This is a genomic window from Corynebacterium sp. HMSC055G02, assembly GCF_001809065.1.
In the GTDB taxonomy this organism is placed as follows: Bacteria; Actinomycetota; Actinomycetes; order Mycobacteriales; family Mycobacteriaceae; genus Corynebacterium; species Corynebacterium jeikeium_D.
The window spans coordinates 55,827-75,302 of the sequence record NZ_KV795640.1 but is presented as its reverse complement, the minus strand read 5'-3'; the positions used below and the strand labels follow the sequence as shown (position 1 = coordinate 75,302).

Genomic DNA, 19,476 nt, shown 5'->3' with positions numbered 1-19,476 from the left:
CGGAAAAGACACACTTTTCTTTACTTAACCCGTGATCTCGCGTAAAGGCACAGCTCGCGCAGCACTATATCTGTTTCTACTCATATTTCTTGGCCCTCCCCCTATGAGTAATCCCAGTCATCGGCGCTCTCCTTATCGGCGGAGGGTCAACGGCTGGGATTGATAGCAACCACTTTAATTGCGCTTCGTAATCGAGTCAATGCCTACAACCCCAGCTCCGCCCGCACTGCAGTCACAAACTCGCTGGTAGTCGCGGTGCCGCCGAGGTCTGGCGTCGGCGCGGTGCACTTGGCGGCGTAGACGGCCTCGCGCAGCTTGGCTGCGGGCGCAAGTTCCGAGGTCGGATGCCCAAGGTGCTCCGCGCACATTGCCGCAGAGAGCAAAAACGCAGCCGGGTTGGCGATGCCGCGCCCGGCAATGTCCGGTGCCGAACCGTGCACCGGCTCGAAAACCGCAAAGTCGTCGCCAACATTCGCCGATGCCGCCAGCCCCAGCCCGCCAATCAAACCGGCACCGATGTCACTGAGAATGTCGCCGATGAGGTTTTCCGCGATGATGACATCAAAGCGCGCCGGGTCGGTCACCAGCTGCATTGCCACGGCATCCGCATTGGCAAAATCGAATGCGACCTGCGAATACTCCTCCGCCACTTCTTCAACTGCCCCGCGAATCACACGCGCAGAGTCCCGCAGGATATTCGGCTTGTCCGCCACCGTCACCGTCGGCGTGGCCTCCGAATCGGGGTTTGCCGCCTGGCGCGCGAGAGCCAACTTGGCCGCCTGTCGCGCAAGGCGGTGCCACGCAAAGGACGTCGTCACGCGCAAAGAAATCGCAACGTCGCCACGCTTATCGACGGCGCGAGCCACCGTCGAGTCCTCCGCCACCTCTGCCCACAGGTGGTGGTGCGGGGAGTCGGTCGGGGTGTCGTAAGGCGGGAGGAGATAGTCGTGACTGTAGAGACCCTCGGTGTTTTCGCGGACAATGGTGAAGTCGACAGCCGCGCCGGGCAGGGTGACCGGGCGGATGTTGGCGAAGAGGTCGAGGCGCTGGCGCAGCTGGAGAACAGGGGAGCGGTAGGTCAGGCCGGTATCGCGCAGATGCGGTGCTAGTTCTTCCTCAGCCTCGCGAGCGGGCTTGGAGGTAATCGCCGCGAGCAGAGCGGCGTCGCTGCGTCCGAGTGTTTCCCAAGTTTCCTGCGGGACGGGATTGCCGTGCGCGCACCACTGGGACCAGCCAATTTGTGCCTCTGTCAGCTCCCAGTGCGGGAAGACATCGGCGATGAGTCCTCGGCAGGCATCGGTGATTTCAGGGCCGATGCCGTCGCCGGGCAGGAGTGTGATGCGGCGCGGTGCCGCTTCTAAAGCAGTCGCAGGCTGGTCGGTTTCCATGGCTCTTAGCCTAGGACTGCGACGCCTGCGCGTGTGTGGTTTGGCCTACTTAGCGAAAGTAACCGGGATCTCGGTGATGTCCTCGAAGCCCTCGCTGTGGTCACCGAAGAGCTTCAGCACGCAGTCCTGCTGGGTGCAGTCCACGGCCTCGCCGGTGGGCACAACGCTGAGCTCGAAGTGTGCGGTGTTGTCGTCGGCGATGGTGGTGGTGCCGCCGGACTTCTTGGTAATCCACTGCTGCGACTGGGTGCCGGCACTGCGGTCACCGGTGCAGTCCGGGACGGGGTTGCCTGGAGCCTTCTCGGCGGCGCAGAGTGCGGCGTAGTAGCCGTAGTCGGGGTCGAGACCAGACAGGTCGACGGAGATGACATCGCCCTCGGAGAGGTCGTTGACCGGCTCGGCCTCCATGGTTACTTCGCCGGCGCTGGCGTCGGTTTCTTGATCTGCAGCCGAGCTGGTGGTTTCCGAGGCGTTGGTAGCATCCTGTGCGGCATCGTCCGCGTCATCTGTGCCACAGGCGGCGAGAAGTGGAAGTGCGGCGACGGCCGGAACAGCCAGGAAAGCCGCGCGACGCTGGAGTGTACGAGTAGTCATAGGAGGTAACGTCCTTCCGAAAAACTGTAGAGATTACTATCTTTACTTAAGGGTAGGCTAACCTAGAACTAAAAGATAGCCTAAGATTCTTTGGGTGAGTAGAGCAAAGTCCTTTCTAAGCTCTTTGTTACTAGTGTTAGTCGTTATTTAGTCATTCTTTTTGTCGTCTATCTCCGTGCAGCGTCAGCTCACAGAGGGGGAATATGTTCACCGTGCCTGCCTGTCGCGTTCGCAGCCTTGCCGGAACACTGCTGAGTGTTGTCCTGGTCGCAGGACTAGTCGCCTGTGGTTCCGATGATGCCGCGAGGGAGGGGGCATCGTCGTCAAGCGCTGGCGTGACGACGGTACCGCGCGCCGACAACATTTCCGCTCACGATGCCGCGCATGCGAACCTACCTTCGGAAAACCCCGAAGTGCTGCTGAAAGACCCGAAACCGGCGGCGGACAAGGACTACCAGCGTATTCTCACGCTTGACCGGGCGGGAGCACTCAGCCGAGCGGTCTACACGCTTGGCCTCGGAGACCGTCTGGTGGGGCGCGACGCCACCTCCGATTTCCCGGCGGTAAAGGATCTGCCGAACCTCACCATTGGCGGACATGCAGTCAATGCTGAGTCGGTGATGAAGCTGAAGCCGGAGCTCATCATTACCGATGGCACGATTGGCCCTAGCCGTGTCTTCGACACGTTTGAAAAAGCGGGGATCACCGTCGTCCATGTGTCGGACGAGCGCACTCCCGAGACCATCAACACGCTTATCGACGAAGTTGCGGGCGCAGTCGGCCTGGCTGACCAAGTTGGCCCGGTGAAGGAGCACCTGGACAAGGAGCTGGCGGCTGCGACCGAGTACGCGCAGGCCAAGGCCGATGGCCGCAAGATGATGATCCTCTACGTGCGCGGAACCGGTGTGGCCATGATTGCGGGGCCGGATTCCGGTGGGCGTTCGCTGATCACTCGTCTCGGCGGTGTTGATGCCGGTGAGGGCGTGGGTATTGAGGGTGCGTTCACGCCGATTACGCCAGAGTCGCTCATCGCTGCGGCTCCAGACACCATCCTGGTTATGTCTGGTGGCCTGGAGTCCGTCGGCGGGATTGAAGGCTTGAAGGAAATCCCGGGTATCGCACAGACCCCGGCGGGCCAGAATGAGTCCGTTGTGGACGTGCCCGATTCGCAGCTGCTGTCCTTTGACTCGCAGTCGCCGCGTGCGATTCGCGCCATTGCGGATGCTCTCTACGGTGGCGGTGCTGGTGATGGCGCTGACAAGACTGCGGGAAAGTGACTGGCTGAGCAATGCAGACAACCGCGAACAAAACTAGTCCGTTCAGACAGGTGGCCGTTTTCATTGGACTCGCCCTAGCGCTGGTGCTGGCAATAGGTTGGTCGGCCTCCGTGGGGCAGTTCGGCGCTACCATCGGCGAATCACTGAGCTCAATGGTGAGGCTAGTGTTCAATGGCGGTCTCGGTGACGCGCCAGAGCCCATCGACACCGTGCTGTGGCAAGTGCGACTGCCGCGCATCGCGCTGGCCTGCCTCGTTGGCGCGGGGCTCGCCCTCGCAGGTGTGGCGCTGCAAGCGGTGTTCGGCAACCCGCTTGCCGAACCCGGCCTCATCGGCGTTTCCTCCGGCGCCGCGGTCGGCGCTGCCACCGCCACAGTTTTGGGCACCGCCGCCGGGCTTTCCGGAGTGCTCGGCGGAGTGTTGAGTGTCTTCGCCAGCAGCTGGGCCATTGCGGTCTCAGCTTTTATTGGTGGCGCGGTAGCCACGGCTATTGTGGCCGCCAATGCGCACGGTGGCCGCGATATCGCTCGAATCATTCTGGTCGGTGTGGCTGTGAACTCCATCTGTGGTGGTCTGGTTTCGCTCCTGACATTCGTAGCCTCCACGGCTGCCCGCGACCGCATTGTGTTCTGGCAGATGGGCTCGTTTGCCAGTGCCACCTGGACGCAGGTTGTCATTATTACGTTGGTGACAGTTCCGGCCGTGATTGCCATGTGGGTCAGCTACCGCAAGCTGGACATTCTGAGTCTTGGTGAAGCGCAAGCCCGCCACCTGGGTATTAACGTCGTCACGCTGCGTCGCGCCATCATTTTTGGCACGTCCCTGGTCGTGGCGGCTGGAGTGGCATTTTCCGGCATCATCGTCTTCATCGGCCTGGTCGTGCCGCACGCTGCACGACTGCTGCTGGGACCAGCGCATCGCACGCTGATTCCCGCATGCATCCTCGGCGGCGCGCTGGCCACAACGCTGGCCGACCTCGCGGCCCGCACCATGATCACCGGTGCGGACCTGCCGCTGGGAATGCTCACCTCGATTGTCGGTGGCCCACTGTTCTTCTGGCTGCTCCTGCGTTCGAAGAGGGCGGTGCACTAATGGAAATTCACTCTGGCCTGGGTATTTCTGCCGAAAATGTCAGCATCACCCTGGGTGGTCACCGCATCCTCAACGATATTTCCGTGGTCGCCGAGCCCGGAAAAGTCACCGCGCTGGTCGGCCCGAATGGTGCTGGAAAGTCGACACTGCTCGCAGCGCTTTCTGGCGACCATGAGCTCAGCGGCGGCAACGTCCGGATTGGCGAGCACTCCATTGCCGAGCTCTCCATCGCCGACCTGGCCCGCTACCGCGCCGTCCTGGTACAGAGCCAAGAACTGTCCGTGCCATTCACCAGCCGTGAAGTCATCGACTTCGGACGCAACCCCTGGGGCTGCCCGAACGAGGAGCTGCTCGCGGAAGTGATCACTGAATGCGACGTCGCGCACCTCCTTGACCGGGAAGTCCCGACCCTCTCCGGCGGCGAGCGCGCCCGCGTCCACAGCGCACGCGTGTTCTACCAGGACACTCCCGTCGTGCTTCTCGACGAACCGACTGCAGCCCTGGACCTCCACCACGCCGAAAAAATCATGGGAATGATGCGCGCCCGCGCGGCGGCGGGCAAAGCCGTGGTTGTAGTCCTGCACGATTTGTCCGCCGCAGCGGCGTATGCCAATCACGTTGTGGTGGTGGCGCAGGGGCGCGTCGTAAAGCAAGGCCCGCCTGCGGAAACCCTGGATGCACAGACCGTCAGCGAAGTCTACGGCATCGGTGTGGAAGTGCTTCAGGACTCCGCGGGCAACCCAGTGCTGGTACCTCAACGCGCGGACAAAAACCTCTCACCCCAGTCTCCGAACCTCGCAGAGAAAGAAGAAAATCATGGTTGAAAACACGATTAAAAAGGATGACAAGCTGGCTGCTCAGCCCTTGGCAGAGCGACTCAAAGTGGAGACTGCGGGTGTCCACAGTGAAGCGGAAAACTCCGACTTCATGTCGAGACTGCTGGCGGGTGAACTGGACGCGCAGGCGGCCATCGATTTAACTGGTCAGCTCTACTTTGTTTACGAAGCGTTGGAGCAGGCAGTGCGGTCCACTGCGGAGTCGCCGCAGGTCAGCGCGGTCTACGATGCGCAGCTGGAGCGCCTGGAGGCTCTGGAGGCCGACCTTGAGCATTTGGTGGGGCCTGGATGGCGGGAAAAGATCTCGCCTGTGGAGGCGACAAAGAACTACGTGGCCGAGCTTCGTGAAATCGAAAGCAACGGCAACGCCAACGCCGCATTGGCGCACCATTACGTTCGCTACTTGGGTGATCTTTCTGGTGGTCAGGTAATTGCGTCCATGCTGGCCAAGCACTACGGCATCGGTGCGGAGGGAACCCGATTCTATGACTTCTCCGCTATCGGAAAAATTAAGCCCTACCGCGACGGCTACCGACGGAGTCTGTCTGAGCTGGGCATTTCGGATGCCGATAAAGATGCCGTGGTCGACGAGGCGAAGAAGGCATTTCGTCTCAACCGAGCGATCTTCCATGACCTAGCTGGTGGTCTGGACGACGCAGTGGCGTAGGTTGCGGCGGAGGGCGCGGACTGGAGTGTTGCGACTGTGGCTGTGGGGGTGTGCATTAGCCGATGTACACCACTGCGTTACGGCCGCCCGTGCACTTGATGTTGCCGCCAGCAGGACGGCACCACATGTTGTAGGTCAGGCCAGTCGTTGGGCTGTAGGCCGTGATGGTGCCGGATTCCGCACCAGTGGAATTGCGGTAGCGGACGTAGGCGCTGTGTACATTTCGAACGAACGGATCGCTCGTTGAGGACGTGCCCTTCCATGCGCTGGAGAGGTTGCCGCCAGCCAGGCCCGATGAGCGAGACGAGCCCGAATTACCGGATGAGCCACTCGAATCTTGAACAACCACGGTCTCAGTCTGTGTGACCGGTGGGTTGGGCTGGCTCGAAGCATCGGCAGCGGCCTGTGTAGTGGCAGCCGTCTGTGTGTCGGCCGCAGTTACCGAGTCATCTTTGCCGAGGCTGACATAAGCAACTGCGCCAACCAGACTCAGCAGCACCACGACCAGCACTGAAATGAGCGCAATCATTGCGCCGGAAGTACCTGAGTTCTGCTGCGGATACGCTGTTGGGGCTGCGTAAGCGTACGCTGGTGCCGGCTGCGCAGCGAACTGGGGTTGCTGCTGCGGCTGTGGTTGTGGTTGAGGTGCCTGGTTCGGGTACACGGGGCCGAAAGAACCGGTGGAAGGATTCGAATTGTAGTTGGGGTCTGAGCTGGGGGACTCGTTATGCGACATGCTGGACGACCAATCACGAGGAGGAAGTGTTCCCCCTGTGATGAGCCCAACCCGCGTAGCGAATGGTGTTCCATCCCCTGGGGACACGGTTAACGGCTTTTATTGTATTACTGGGAAAACTGTAAAGCATGTTAGGAGACGCATGTCTTGCGCAAAATGCGGCAAGGACGGGTTTAGCTAGACCCGAAATGAGGTGGTGAGCTTCAAATGAGGTTGTGACCATCGAGAAACTGCCTAAGTTTATGTCAGTTTCGGCACTAATTTCTGCTTGTTTTTGTCATAAACCTAGTCAGTAACTCATGAGCCGGTCCAAGACTCCGGGCTGCATATGTGAAACTGGGGCGCGCGTGAAACCCCACGGCCATTTTTCGGCCGTTTCGTTCATGCGCACCCCAGTTTGTTGCGAGGTGTAGCTGGTAGCTGCCTATTGGTTAGCTGTTTAGTCGCTACATCCCCAGGATTTCCTTGAGCTCGGCCTTAATCTGGTCGAGCCGCTCGGCCGCGGCCACGTGCGGAATCGCGGCCGAAGCGACCGGCAGCACGACTTCCAGGTAGCACTTCAGCTTCGGTTCCGTGCCGGAAGGCCGGGCAATGACGCGGTCGTTGGCCTCGGTGAGGATGAGAATGCCGTCGGTAGGCGGGATGTGATAGCTCTCGGCCTTGGCGTCGACCATGTCTAGGCCATCATTCATGTCCGTGACCTGCGTGACCTTCGAACCAGCCAGTTGTGCAGGCGGGTTGGCGCGCAGAGTGTCCATGCCCTTGGTGATCAGCGAGCGGTCCTCGACACGGAAGGTCAACGGTGCGGTCTTGTAGAGACCATGGGCACGGGCGACATCATCCAGAAGGTCCTGGATGCCAAGACCCTGGCCCTTCAGTCGCGCCACCGCGTCGGCGACACGCACCGCCGCAGATACGCCGTCCTTGTCTCGAACGACTGCCGGGTCAGTGCAGTAGCCAATGGCCTCCTCGTAGCCGAAGACGAGCCCGTCCACACCAGCAATCCACTTAAAGCCGGTCAGTGTAGCGCGATAATTCAGTCCGTGACCTGCAGCAATCTTGCTCAGCAGGCGTGAGGACACAATCGAGTTAGCCATTGTGGCTGGGAACTCTGCGCCCTCATCATTGGTCACGGTCGCAATCCCACGGGCCTCGGCATCCGCAGCGATGACTTCACCCAGAAACGCACCGATGTCGTCGCCGGAGAGCTGTCGCCAGCCGCCGTCGACGCCGCTATCCGGAATAGCCACCGAGCAGCGGTCCGCATCCGGGTCAGCCGCGATGATGACATCCGCGTCTTCGGCACGCGCGAGCTCAAACGCAAGATCCAGCGCCCCGGCTTCCTCCGGGTTCGGGAACGATACCGTCGGGAACTCCGGATCCGGCGCGAACTGCTTCTCGACCACGCGGACATTCGAGAAACCTGCCGCGTTCAGTGTGCGCACGATGGTCTCGCCACCGACGCCATGCATAGGGGTGAGGACAATCTTCGCTGCTTGCTTCTCTTCGCTTGACGACGTCGTTGCGAGCGCTGCCGCCCGTTTCACATAAGCATCCAGCAGTTCAGGACCAACCTGCTCGACGGCATCGAAGTCACGCGGGACCTCATCAGCCGGTGGAGCAGCGGCGATGGCGTCCGCAATTTGCTTGTCATGGGGCGCGATGATTTGGACGCCTCGGCGGGAATCCGACTCCACCGCGCGGCCACCGAGGTAAACCTTGTAGCCGTTGTCCTTCGGTGGATTGTGGCTGGCCGTGACCATGATGCCGGCATCGGCATTGAGGTGGCGCACGGCAAAGGCGGTCACCGGTGTGGGCAGCTGCTGTGGCAGAGCCAGGGCCTTGCCACCGGCTGCGGCGACAACCGCGGCGGCATCGCGGTGAAAATCGGCGGAGCCGTGGCGGGCATCGCAACCAATGACCACGGTGAAGTCGTCGCCCACAATGTTCTTCAGATGCGCAACCAGGCCAGCGGTGGCACGGATGACCGTGGCACGGTTCATGCGGGACTGACCAGCTGCAACGACACCGCGAAGACCTGCAGTGCCGAATTCGAGTGGCCCGGCGAAACGGCTTTCCAGCTCGGCAATCGCATCGGGGTTGGCGGCCTTGGCTTCGTCGTAAAGCGAAGAGAGCTCGGCGGCGGTGGCCTCGTCCGGATCGTGGGCGATCCAATCGGTGATGGTGGCTTGTAGCTGTTCGGAGAGCATCGGGGTTCGCCTACTTCAGACCGTCGAGGACAGCGGCGGAGGAGGAAAGACCCAGGCGAGAGGCGCCAGCGGCGATCATTTCCTCAGCGGCAGCGGCATCGCGGATACCGCCAGAAGCCTTGACGCCCAGGCGGTCGCCCACGGTTTCGCGCATGAGCTTCACGGCGTGAGCGGAAGCGCCGCCGGCCGGGTGGAAGCCTGTGGAGGTCTTGACGAAGTCTGCGCCTGCGGACTCGGAGGCCTTGCAGGCTGCGATGATCTCCTCATCGGTCAGGGCGGCCGACTCGATGATGACCTTCAGGACCTTGCCCGGAATGGCATCGCGAACAGCCTTGATTTCGGCCTCGAGGTCGTCGAAGCGGTGCTCCTTGGCGAAGGCGATGTTAATGACCATGTCGACTTCTTCAGCGCCATCGGCCACAGCGCGAGCGGCTTCAGCGGCCTTGATCTCGGCCTTTACCGCGCCGGAGGGGAAGCCGACGACAGTGGCGATGTGCAGGCCTTCCGGTACCTCGACTGGGAGCTGCGAGGGGGAGATGCAGATGGAGTAGGTGCCGAGCTTGCCGGCCTCAGCGATAAGGGCCTTGACCTGGTCAGAGGTGGCTTCTGGCTTGAGCAGGGTGTGGTCAATCATCTTGGCAACATCAGCGCGGGAAGTCATGGGAGAAATCAAGTCCTTTCGGAAATTTGGGAGAGAGCTTAAAAGTAGGGAGGTGGCGGGCTCGGGGCGGGAAGTGGCGCCGGCGCGAGTCTGTCAGTAATTTTCTAGGACACGCGATCGAGGATAATCTCGCGCTCGGCTGTAGGCGCGGTGTCGCCGATTTCAATGCCCGGCTCGATGGACTCGAGAGCGCGCTCGAACTTATCCGGAGTTTCAGTGTGCAGCGTGAGCAGCTTCTGGCCCTTGACCACCTTGTCTCCCGGCTTGGCGAAAATCTCAATACCGGCAGTGGCCTGCACCGGATCATCCTTACGAGCACGTCCCGCGCCCAAGCGCCAGGAACCAACGCCGAGAGCCAGTGCATCCAGCTTGGTCAGGTAACCGTCAGCCTGCGCAACCACATCGTGCGTGTGAGGTGCCACCGGCAACGCGGCATCCGGATCGCCGCCCTGAGCGCGGATCATCTTCTTCCACGAATCCATTGCGCGGCCGTCCTTCAGAGCCTGCTCCACGTCGGCATCGTGCACGCCGGCCAGCTCGAGCATGTTTCGGGCCAGTTCACAGGTCAGCTCCACGACGTCTGCGGGGCCGCCGCCGGCGAGAACCTCCACCGATTCGCGGACCTCGAGGGCGTTGCCGATGGTCAGGCCCAGCGGAGTGGACATGTCCGTCAACAGTGCGCGGGTGTTCACGCCCGCGTCGTTGCCCAGGTCAACCATGGTGCGGGCCAGTTCGCAGGCCTGATTCAGATCCTTCATGAAGGCGCCCGAACCGACCTTGACATCCAGCACCAAGCTGGAGGTGCCCTCCGCAATCTTCTTGGACATGATCGACGAGGCAATCAGCGGAATGCAGTCCACCGTCGAGGTGATGTCACGCAGCGCGTAAATCTTCTTATCCGCAGGTGCCAGGCCCGCACCGGCTGCTGCGACGACCGCGCCGGAATCCTCCAGGATCTGCATCAAGCGGTCATTCGGAACATCAGCCTGCCAGCCCGGAATGGATTCCAGCTTGTCCAGGGTGCCGCCGGTGTGGCCGAGGCCACGGCCAGACAGCTGCGGGACGGCCACGCCGTAGGAGGACACCAGTGGGCCCAGTGGCAGCGTAATCTTGTCGCCGACACCACCGGTGGAGTGCTTGTCCGTGGTGGGCTTGCTCAGCGATGCGAAGCTCATGGTCTCGCCCGAGTCAATCATCGCCTGGGTCCAATCCACAATCTCGCGACGGTTCATGCCGCGGATGAAGATGGCCATGTTCAGCGCCGCCATCTGTTCATCGCCCACGACACCGCGAGTGTAGGCGTCAATGACCCAGGAAATCTCTTCCGGACTGAGCTCACCGCCATCACGCTTTACCTTGATGACGTCAACTACATCGAACTTTTCAGCCATTGTTCGCTCCTTTTATAGGCGATCGTGCTTAGCGATATTGGTCTTGTGAACTCTGCTGATTCCGATTATCATCAGCACTAGAACAAATGTCAATAGGCAACTTTCCATTTGTACCCACATAAGTATGTTTGCATAAACACCTCGAACAGGCTCGGGGAGGGAGAGCACAATGTCCCACATTTCAGACGAAGAACTACTGGCTAAGGCCTACGCAGCCACGGAAAACTCGTACGTCCCCTATTCAGGTTTTCCGGTCGGTGCCGCACTTCTGCTTGACGACGGCACGGTGGTCACAGGCTGCAACGTGGAAAATGCGTCCTATGGGTTGACCAACTGCGCAGAGCGCACAGCCGTGTTCCGCATGGTTGCGGAGCACGGCGGCAACCATAAGATCGCGGCCTGCGCCATCGTCGGGCGAAAGGCGGCACCGTGCCACCCCTGTGGTGCCTGTCGGCAGGTCCTGCACGAATTTGGTTGCAAGCGTGTCATTGTGGAATCCGAGCGCCCGGAAAATGGTGGTTTAGGCGCTCCGGCCAGCATTGACTTTGAAAAAATTCTCCCTTACGCCTTTGGTCCCGAGGACCTGTAGGCATCATCACCACAGCCTCTTTTATCAAGAAAGAAGACCTTAGTCATGGATAGACTGCAAGGCTTACTGGGCATCATCCTCGTCATCGGATTTGCCATTGCTATCTCAAAGAACAGGAAAGCCATTAACTGGCGCACGCTCGGCGTTGGCCTGCTGCTGCAAGCGGTGTTCGCGCTGGTAGTGCTGAAGTGGGAACCCGGCTTCCAGGCGTTGAAGAGCGTCGCCGGTGCCATTGAGAAGATGATCGACTTTACAAATGAGGGCACCTCATTTGTCTTCGGTAATCTTTTCGACGGCACGGGGAAAAACTTCGTCTTCGTGCTCAACGTGCTGCCAGTGATCATCTTCCTGGGCGCAGTCCTCGGTGCCCTCTACTACCTGCGGGTAGTGCAGTACTTCGTTGAGTATGTCGGGTCCGCACTGAAGTTCATTATGGGAACCTCGAAGGTAGAGTCCGTCTTCGCTTCCACGGTGATTTTCCTCGGGCAGTCGGAGGCTCCGCTCGTCGTTAAGCCGTATATTCCGAAACTGACCAAGTCGGAGCTGTTCGCATGTATGTCGGGCGGTTTTGCTTCGGTGGCCGGATCGACGTTGATTGGTTACTCCCTGCTCGGTGCGCCATTGGAGTACCTGCTGGCGGCATCGGTAATGAACGCGCCGGGCTCGCTGCTGATTGCGAAGACTTTCTGGCCGGAGACGGAGGAATCCGATCTGGATGCGTCGGTGAAGGATGTCCGCGACACTGAGTCGAAGAACGTCATTGACGCGCTTGGATCGGGTGCGTTGGCCGGTGGTCGTATCGCTGTGGTTGTGGCATGTCTGTTGATTGCGTTCATCGCTGTGATTGCGATGCTGTCGGCCATGATTGGCGGCATCGGCGGCTGGTTCGGTCAGGAAAACTGGTCACTGGAGGGGCTGTTCGGCCTGATCTTCGCGCCGATTGCCTGGTTGATTGGTGTGCCGTGGGAGAACGCAGGGCTGGTCGGTAGCTTCATTGGTGAGAAGACGATTCTGAACGAGTTCGTCGGCTACACCTCGTTCTCGGAGCACGTCGACTCGCTGGATCCGAAGTCCATCATGTTGGCGACCTTCGCCCTGGCTGGCTTCGCCAACCTGTCTTCCATTGCAATTCAGATCGGTTCCTTCGGTGCGCTATCGCCGGAACGTCGCGGTGAGATTGCCAAGAACGGTCCGCTGGCGCTGATTGCGGGTCTGTGCACCAACCTGCTCAACGCTGCAATTGTGGGTGTGATTGCGCTATAGCTAGGTTCTGTGTGGTTAGTTACTGGCCCTGCTAGTCGATCCTCTTGAACGGATCGGTAGTAGGGTCAGTCTCAGCAGCAGGCTGCGAGGAAAAATCTTCAGTTGCTTCTGCTGGCATTTTATCCAGGCGGTCGAGTTCCTCAGTTCGGAATTCGGCCGCCTGCTTTTCTAGATTCTGATGGATTTTCTGCTCGCCCTCGGCGGCCGCGGTAGCTCTGGGTGGAAGCTGGATGTATCGCTCTGCGGGCAGGCCGGCGCGCAGTTGGCGCATCCTCTCAACCTCGGCATCCAGCTTGAAGCCGAAGACCACGACGACATTAATGCCCCAAAGTGCAGTCATGAGAGCAATGACGGCACCCATGGCGCCGTAGGGGTTTGAAGCCGCAAAGTTGAACAGGTAAAGCTGCAATGCCTTGCCAATAATCAGCGAGCTGATAATTGCCAGTGCCGAACCGGTACTGAGCCAGCGGAATTTGCGCATGCGCACATTCGGTGTGAAGTAGTACAGCGAGCCAATCAGAATCATCGACATGACGATAATGACCGGCCAGCGCAGCCAACTCCAGACGGAGATGCAGAAGTCAATGACCTGTCGCGTGGTCGATTCAATACCCAACGGGCGGGCAACCGGTTCGACGATGGTGATAACTAGCTGGTCATTGACAACAATCGCAATGAGCAGTACCACCGTGCCAATGAGCAGCAATAGCGTAATGGCGACCATGAGCAGGTGGTAGCGAATAAGCGTGCGGCCTTCGGATACGCCATAGATGGAGTTACCCGTGCGCGAAAATGCGCGCGTGTAGGCCGACGACGAAATCAGCGCAAAGACAATACCGATAGTCAGTGCGACAAGACCGCCCGTGGCGGAGCCGATAATCGTTGAGATGACATTGCGAATCGGTTCGGCATACTCAGCTGGAATGTAGCTGCGGATGAAATCCTCGGTCAGTCGGTTGAGGTCATCGGTGTAACCGGCCAACATCAGCGTGGCAATTGAGTAAATCGCAAGCAGTGCGGGTGCGAAGGTTAGCACCGTGTAGTAAGTCAACTTCGCGGCGGCGTCGAAACCGAGCTCCAAGAAAAACTCGATACCCGCACGCTTGAGAGCGTAGAGCGCTCCTTTCCACCCCACGGGTGGCAACTTCTTCGCGGACTGAGCAAAAGATGCGTCCGCCGACTCGTAGGCCTGGAGTGTGTGCTTGATCTGCTGTGCTGGTGACACCTAAAGAATCGTCCTCTCCGACCGGACAGCGGCTGCAACATATATGCGGACATCTGCGCTCGCTTAAGTCTATCGGTCGAAGAGGGCAGAGACGCTTCTCGGGCCCGGGTGTCAGTTCTTTGTACTGATGCGTCCCGAGACAGCTAATCCGTGGCAGAGGGAGGGGTGGAGCTAGTGGGTGAGTCTGGCGAGCCCGGTGAGTCCGATGAGTCGAGCGAAAGTAGGCGCTCGGCGGTGGCATCGTCAATGACCAAGTGAGTGGCCAACTTTGTTCGAAGGGCCACATCGATAGCCTCGGCCTTGTGTGCGCCACCGGCCACAAGTACCCGAGTGGGGATCCGGCGCAGGTCAGAGAGGCTGATACCTACCGTGCGGGCATCGACCTCTGGCAGCGCAATGCCACCGTCAGCGCGGTAGAAGCGTGAGCAGGCATCGCCCACTGCGCGCTCCACGAGCAAGTCTTTTTCGGTTGTCGACAGCTGTCCCAAGTTCAAGGCCAGCGAATCATGGTCGACGGCGCCGACGGTGAAAACGGCAATGTCCACCGTCCGGCCAAGAGCCAAAACGCTGGCAATGAACCGATCCTGTTCCACGATGCGCTTGGTCTCGACCGAATCGAAAATCACCGGCAGCGGCAATGTGCGGGCATAGGCGTGGAAAGCGTGGCAGAAACCGCCAATAGTGCGGATGTCGTTCGTGGACTTATCAGAGTGGCTCATTCCTCCCTTGAGCTGCACAATTTCCACGCCCGAGACATCCTTGGACTTCAATTGCGTGGATACGGAGTACATGGTCTTACCCCACGAAACACCGACGAGGGAACCGTCGACCACCAGCTCGTCGAGAAGCTCGGCGCCCACACGCCCCAACTCGCGGAGCAAGACTGCGTTGCCAGCGCGTGCCGGTTGCGCCAGGCGCACATCGTTGAGCTGGTAGCGATCCCGCATCTGCGTAGCGGTCTCTGAGGCTTCCTCGCGCGGATCGTGGATTTCAATGCGCACGTAACCGCGCTCACGGCCAAGGTTGAGCAGTTTAGAGACCGTTGGACGGGAAACCCCGAGTTCGGTTGCAACCTGAGACTGTGTGAGCCCCTCGCCGTAATAGAGTTTGACGGCGGTGAGTGCTTGGATGTCGCGAGTGTCCACAGCGGCCTCCTCCAGCAAGAGCACTTAGCAAGCGCACTTGTAACAGGAACCTCGCTTGATTGGGCCCTGCCCGACTTGATCATCGGGAAAGCGTGCGCCTCACCTGTGATTTTAGTTCCACGTTTGCAAAAACAAAAAGTCAGCTTTTGCATTTGTAGTAAACGGTGAGGCGTTGGCTGTCCCCGGAGGCTGCTGGAAGGCATCGGAGAGCCCGGAAAGCATCGGAGGATAAGGCAGCGCAGGTTGGGTTCCCGCAGAATTACCAGATATTCACGCGCTCATTCGGCTCACGCCACATGCCGTCCCCCGCTGAAGTGCCGAAGGCCTCATGGAACTCATCGATGTTGCTGGCAATGACGTTGCAGCGGAACTCCGCCGGCGAGTGCGGGTCAATGGCAAGCAGCTGACGTGCAAACTCCGGACGAATCTTGGAACGCCAGACCAGTGCCCACTGCTTGAACAGGTCACGGTAGGTCTCGGGGGTGTCCTCCAACCCGAGTTCCTTTCCGCGGGCAGCGAGGAAACGGCGGAAAGCGACGACAGCAATACCAAGCCCGCCCAAGTCACCGATGTTCTCGCCCAGGGTAAAGCGACCGTTGACACCAGGTAGGTCAGTGCCCTCCTCGGCCTGCTCGCGCAGAGCCTGCGGAACCAGGCCCTCGTACTGATCCACCAGTGCGGAGGTCAGCTTCTCAAAAGCTGCGCGATCCTCATCGGTCCACCACTGGTGAAGGTTGCCGTGACCGTCATACTGCGAGCCCTGGTCATCAAAACCATGCCCAATCTCGTGACCAATAACCGCACCGATGCCACCGAAGTTCTCCGCCGGGGAAGCGTCCGGTGAGAAGAACGGCGACTGCAAAATCGCAGCTGGGAACGTGATGTCATTGACCACCGGATTGTAGAAGGCATTGACCGTCTGCGGAGTGCCATGCCACTCATCGCGATTGGCCGGGGTGCCCAGTTTTGCCACCTCATAATCATGCGCAAAAGCGCTGGCAGCGCGAGCATTGTCCATCAGCGAATCCCCGAGCTCCATCGCCGAGTAATCACGCCAACGCTCCGGGTAGCCAATCTTGGCCTTAAACAGCGACAGCTTCTCCAGCGCCCGCTCCTGTGTCGCCTTCGTCATCCACGGCAGCTTCGAAATTCGCTCCCGGTACGCCGCCAGCAGGTAGTCCACCAGTTCCAGGACCTGCTCCTTGTACTCCGGAGGGAAGTGCTTTTCCGCATACAGCTTGCCGACGTCATGTCCAACCGCCCCGTCCGCAAAGGCAACACCACGCTTCCAGCGTGCACGCTGCTCGGTCGAACCCTGCAAGGTGCGGCCGTAGAAGTTAAAGCTCTCCGCAGAGAAGTCATCCGACAGGTAGGCAGCACGCTGGTGGAGAACGCGCCACAGCGCCCACAGGCGCAGATCTGCCAGGTCAGTGTCCTGCCACAGCTTGCTCAAGTGCTCGAAGTACGACGGCATCATCACCACGATGGTGTCGATGGCAGTCTGGTTCGTCTCATTGACACCGGTGGCCGCGAGCCACTCCGCGACCGGGAAGCCGGTGGGGAGGTCAGCAATAGCGGTCTTGTTATAGGTCTTCAGTGCGTCGCGGGTATCGACCACATTCCAGTGACCAGTGGCAATGCGCTTTTCAAAAGCCACGATGCGCGCCGCCGCAGCGGCCGGGTCCACCAACTCGAATGCAGCAAGTGCGGTGGAGAGGTCTCCCGCGCCGTCGTCATGCGAGGAGAGGAGCTTCAACATAGCGGCAACATGCTGCTCATAGGCGGCGAGAGTGTCGGCGTGGCCAGGCTCGCGGTAGTAAGCCTCATCCGGGAGGCCGAGGCCCGACTGCAGCAGGTAGAGAGCATCCAGGTCCGAGCCGGAATCCTTCTCTACCCAGTACCCGAGCGCACCACCGACACCGAGGCGGTCGAGGCGGCCGAGTGCCAACGCCAGCTCATGCGCGTTCTCGGCGGAGGCAATCATTTCTAAATCCTGTGCGAGCGGAGCAGCGCCGGCGTCATTAATAGCGGCTTCGTCCATGAAAGAGTTGTACAAGCGAGCGACGCGGGAATTCGGATCCGCATCGGCGGCAGTGGTGATGAGCTCGCGGACATTTTCCTCCGCCTCATCCCGCAGCTTGTAAAAGGCGCCATCGATGGGGCGGTCAGCCGGGATGACGTGATTGCTAATCCACTCACCGTTGGTGGCCAAGTAGAGGTCATCCTGTGGGCGAGGAGTCGTTGAGAGTTGGGACGTTGCGGACTGGGTCTCAGTATTAGTGCTATTTGTCATGCCGCCAGTCTAGGGGCAAGGGCGGATTGAAGCTGTGACTGGAGGGGTGGGATAAGTTTAGGATTGCGAATGGGGCTAAAGTGATTTAGGGGGTAAGGTGCAAACCATGAAATTTCTTCCACTTTCCGCGACCGCGGTGCTGAAGCGACGCCCGGGCCGCGCCACTTTGGCAAGTATCGTGGCCGTTGCGCCGCTGACCTTGGGTGTTATTGCACCGGCTGACGCGCAACCTCAGGACGCATCTGCACACTCCAACCCGTCCGCTGCTGATTCCAAGGGGTCGCTCGACTTTTTGACTGTTCAGGAGTCGCAGGGCTCTGATGCCAACGGTTCCTCAACTGGTTCGGCTACCAGCGCATCGTCGAACCCGGCTCGCACCGGCTTCCACATGGGGCCGACCGGTGTGGACGTCTCCAAGTGGCAGCGCCCAGGTGGCGTCGCGCTGAAATGGAACGAGGTCGCAGCCAGCGGCCAGAAGTTCGCTTTCATCAAGGCCACCGACGGTGTCGAAGGTGACCAGAAGTACTTCCTCGAGGACTCCATCGCTGCAGCGAAGGCCGGTCTGTATGTGGGCAGCTACCACAAGGCACATCCGGATCGCTCCGCAATTGCGCAGGCTGACCAGTACGTAGAAGCACTGCAGCAGCGCGATGAGCAAATCTCCACAGACAAGACACTGCCGCCGGTGCTGGACATCGAGCTGGATAATGGCCTCAACCCGACCCAGCTGCAGAAGTGGACCAAGGACTTCCTCGAGCGCGTAGAGGAAAAGACCGGCGAAACCCCGATGATTTACACCTACCGTTGGTTCTGGCAGAACCCGATGGGTAACTCGACCGACTTCACCGACTACCCGCTGTGGCTCGCCGCCTACGAAGACAGCGCTCCGACCTCACTGCCGGGTGGTTGGGAGAGTATGGCCTTCTGGCAGCGTTCCTCCACCGGCCGCGTCGATGGCATCCCGACCAACGTGGACGAGGACGTCTTCAACGGCACCGAAGCTGAGCTGCAGCAGCTGGCTGCTGCTCACTAGCAGGATGTTGTGGGGTCTGGGGTCGGGCTAAAACTTCGTCCGCCCCGCACGCCACGCAATCAACGCAGGCAGGAGCTTGTCGACGTCGTCGACGACAATAAGCGCATCGAGAAGCTCCGGCCGCACAAAACCCGCATCCACAACGTTGCGGAGCAGAGCCAACAGTGGCTCCCAAAAGCCCGAAGGACCCAGCAACGCCACTGGCTTGGCATGAATCCCCAGGTGCTGCTGGGTCCACACTTCGAAGAACTCCTCCAGCGTGCCCGCGCCGCCGGGGAGCGCAACAAAAGCATCGCCAAGCTCATACATGCGCGACTTGCGGTCGGCCATAGTCGCAACAGTTTCCAGGTGAGTCAGCCGCGGATGGGCAATTTCCTTCTTGACCAGGACCTCGGGGATGACACCGGTGACACTGCCGCCGTCGTCAAGCGACGCGTTAGCAACCGTGCCCATAAGACCAATCGCCGCGCCCCCGTAGACGAGCTCCACCCGATTTTCCGCGAGTGTCTGGCCGAGGCGTTCGGCGGTGACGCGCCAGGCGGGATCGTTGCCGAAGCCGGAGCCGCAGAAGACAGTCAGTGACGACAGTGCGCGCTGTGGCTGTTCACGGCCAGCGGCAAGCTGGGGCAGCTCTTCGCGGAGCTTCGGCAGAGTGGTTTCGACCAGCATAGGGGCGATTTTCCCGGTCGGTAGCCAGGGGTCGAGCCAGCGGACCTCTTCAATTTCGGCGTGGGGCTGAACGTTCGCCAGCTCATCGGTGAACTCGCCGACATAGCGCACATGGTGGCCGACGACCTCGAAGCCCGCCTCGTTGGCGGCGGCCGCACGGGCGATATTCCACGGACGCAACAGCGATAGGTCGATGTCCACGCCGAGCTCCTCGGAGACCTCGCGAGCGGCGGTGACCTCCGGGTGATCGACGGACTCACCCGGCTCGAACTTGCCGCCGGGCAGCATGAACGTATCCGTGCCCCGCTTACGAACGCACAAAACCCGCCCCACCGGGTCAGTCACAACCATTGCGGCGACAACGATGGAACGGGTTTGTGCAGTCACTCGGGCTCCTTAGGTGAAGGA

At 60.4% G+C, this 19,476-nt stretch carries 17 protein-coding genes; 7 read left to right on the top strand and 10 right to left on the bottom strand.

The features are described from left to right. Positions 1–203: 203 nt before the first annotated feature. Together HMPREF2547_RS03725 and HMPREF2547_RS03720 are read right to left on the bottom strand one after the other, a co-directional pair. A complete protein-coding gene (locus HMPREF2547_RS03725; protein ID WP_070604749.1) occupies positions 204–1,388 on the bottom strand; it encodes an isocitrate/isopropylmalate dehydrogenase family protein in 1,185 nt (394 codons plus the stop codon). A gap of 45 nt (positions 1,389–1,433) precedes the next feature. After that, on the bottom strand, positions 1,434–1,982 hold the full coding sequence (locus tag HMPREF2547_RS03720) for a neocarzinostatin apoprotein domain-containing protein (RefSeq protein WP_049172509.1): 549 nt from the start codon (positions 1,980–1,982) through the stop codon (positions 1,434–1,436). Positions 1,983–2,185: 203 nt separating this feature from the next. Here HMPREF2547_RS03720 and HMPREF2547_RS03715 point away from each other — a divergent pair, with 203 nt between their 5' ends. From HMPREF2547_RS03715 to HMPREF2547_RS03700, 4 genes are read left to right on the top strand one after another with little or no spacing between them, the layout of a single operon-like run. Then, a complete protein-coding gene (locus HMPREF2547_RS03715; RefSeq protein WP_070604746.1) occupies positions 2,186–3,259 on the top strand; it encodes a heme/hemin ABC transporter substrate-binding protein in 1,074 nt (357 codons plus the stop codon). An 11-nt stretch (positions 3,260–3,270) separates the two neighbouring features. Then, on the top strand, positions 3,271–4,350 hold the full coding sequence (locus HMPREF2547_RS03710; protein ID WP_049172506.1) for a FecCD family ABC transporter permease: 1,080 nt from the start codon (positions 3,271–3,273) through the stop codon (positions 4,348–4,350). Next, on the top strand, positions 4,350–5,174 hold the full coding sequence (locus tag HMPREF2547_RS03705) for a heme ABC transporter ATP-binding protein (RefSeq protein WP_070604744.1): 825 nt from the start codon (positions 4,350–4,352) through the stop codon (positions 5,172–5,174). Before HMPREF2547_RS03710 ends, HMPREF2547_RS03705 begins: the two co-directional genes overlap by 1 nt. Continuing rightward, the gene (locus HMPREF2547_RS03700) at positions 5,167–5,853 is read left to right on the top strand and encodes a biliverdin-producing heme oxygenase (protein ID WP_070604742.1); all 687 of its coding nucleotides are present in this window, start codon (positions 5,167–5,169) and stop codon (positions 5,851–5,853) included. The genes HMPREF2547_RS03705 and HMPREF2547_RS03700 overlap by 8 nt, the downstream gene beginning before the upstream one ends. A 55-nt stretch (positions 5,854–5,908) precedes the next feature. On the opposite strand, the gene HMPREF2547_RS03695 is transcribed toward HMPREF2547_RS03700, so the two are convergent. The 4 genes from HMPREF2547_RS03695 to HMPREF2547_RS03680 all read right to left on the bottom strand — a co-directional run bounded on the left by HMPREF2547_RS03695 (position 5,909) and on the right by HMPREF2547_RS03680 (position 10,851). Then, positions 5,909–6,589 (bottom strand): hypothetical protein, encoded by a 681-nt coding sequence (locus tag HMPREF2547_RS03695; protein ID WP_070604740.1) that lies wholly within the window; start codon positions 6,587–6,589, stop codon positions 5,909–5,911. Positions 6,590–7,035: 446 nt separating this feature from the next. Further along, entirely contained in the window at positions 7,036–8,799 is a 1,764-nt protein-coding gene (locus HMPREF2547_RS03690) for a phospho-sugar mutase (protein WP_049172496.1), read from the bottom strand. Positions 8,800–8,809: 10 nt separating this feature from the next. Next, positions 8,810–9,460, bottom strand: coding sequence for a deoxyribose-phosphate aldolase (deoC, locus tag HMPREF2547_RS03685; RefSeq protein WP_070549375.1), 651 nt, complete (start codon positions 9,458–9,460; stop codon positions 8,810–8,812). Positions 9,461–9,564: 104 nt separating this feature from the next. Further along, positions 9,565–10,851 carry a thymidine phosphorylase gene (locus HMPREF2547_RS03680; protein WP_070604737.1) on the bottom strand — a complete coding sequence of 429 codons (1,287 nt, stop codon included), beginning with the start codon at positions 10,849–10,851 and terminating at the stop codon, positions 9,565–9,567. A gap of 169 nt (positions 10,852–11,020) precedes the next feature. On the opposite strand from HMPREF2547_RS03680, the gene HMPREF2547_RS03675 reads away from it, so the two are divergent. Together HMPREF2547_RS03675 and HMPREF2547_RS03670 are read left to right on the top strand one after the other, a co-directional pair. After that, the gene (locus HMPREF2547_RS03675; RefSeq protein WP_049189792.1) at positions 11,021–11,440 is read left to right on the top strand and encodes a cytidine deaminase; all 420 of its coding nucleotides are present in this window, start codon (positions 11,021–11,023) and stop codon (positions 11,438–11,440) included. Between the two features lie 45 nt (positions 11,441–11,485). Further along, on the top strand, positions 11,486–12,703 hold the full coding sequence (locus tag HMPREF2547_RS03670; protein ID WP_048732023.1) for a NupC/NupG family nucleoside CNT transporter: 1,218 nt from the start codon (positions 11,486–11,488) through the stop codon (positions 12,701–12,703). Between the two features lie 31 nt (positions 12,704–12,734). Here the strand turns inward: HMPREF2547_RS03670 and HMPREF2547_RS03665 are convergent, their stop codons facing one another. The 3 genes from HMPREF2547_RS03665 to HMPREF2547_RS03655 form a co-directional block, all read right to left on the bottom strand. After that, positions 12,735–13,928: a YihY/virulence factor BrkB family protein gene (locus tag HMPREF2547_RS03665; protein ID WP_246819612.1), complete on the bottom strand. Its 1,194-nt coding sequence runs from the start codon at positions 13,926–13,928 to the stop codon at positions 12,735–12,737. 143 nt (positions 13,929–14,071) lie between these two features. Continuing rightward, the gene (locus HMPREF2547_RS03660) at positions 14,072–15,073 is read right to left on the bottom strand and encodes a sugar-binding transcriptional regulator (RefSeq protein WP_070604753.1); all 1,002 of its coding nucleotides are present in this window, start codon (positions 15,071–15,073) and stop codon (positions 14,072–14,074) included. A 259-nt stretch (positions 15,074–15,332) separates the two neighbouring features. Further along, entirely contained in the window at positions 15,333–17,366 is a 2,034-nt protein-coding gene (locus HMPREF2547_RS03655) for a M13 family metallopeptidase (RefSeq protein WP_070604735.1), read from the bottom strand. A 106-nt stretch (positions 17,367–17,472) separates the two neighbouring features. Between HMPREF2547_RS03655 and HMPREF2547_RS03650 the strand changes: the two genes are divergently transcribed. After that, positions 17,473–18,399: a glycoside hydrolase family 25 protein gene (locus HMPREF2547_RS03650; RefSeq protein WP_070604733.1), complete on the top strand. Its 927-nt coding sequence runs from the start codon at positions 17,473–17,475 to the stop codon at positions 18,397–18,399. Positions 18,400–18,426: 27 nt separating this feature from the next. Here HMPREF2547_RS03650 and HMPREF2547_RS03645 read toward each other — a convergent pair whose 3' ends face one another. Continuing rightward, positions 18,427–19,455, bottom strand: coding sequence for a TIGR00730 family Rossman fold protein (locus HMPREF2547_RS03645; RefSeq protein ID WP_070604731.1), 1,029 nt, complete (start codon positions 19,453–19,455; stop codon positions 18,427–18,429). Positions 19,456–19,476: the final 21 nt, after the last annotated feature.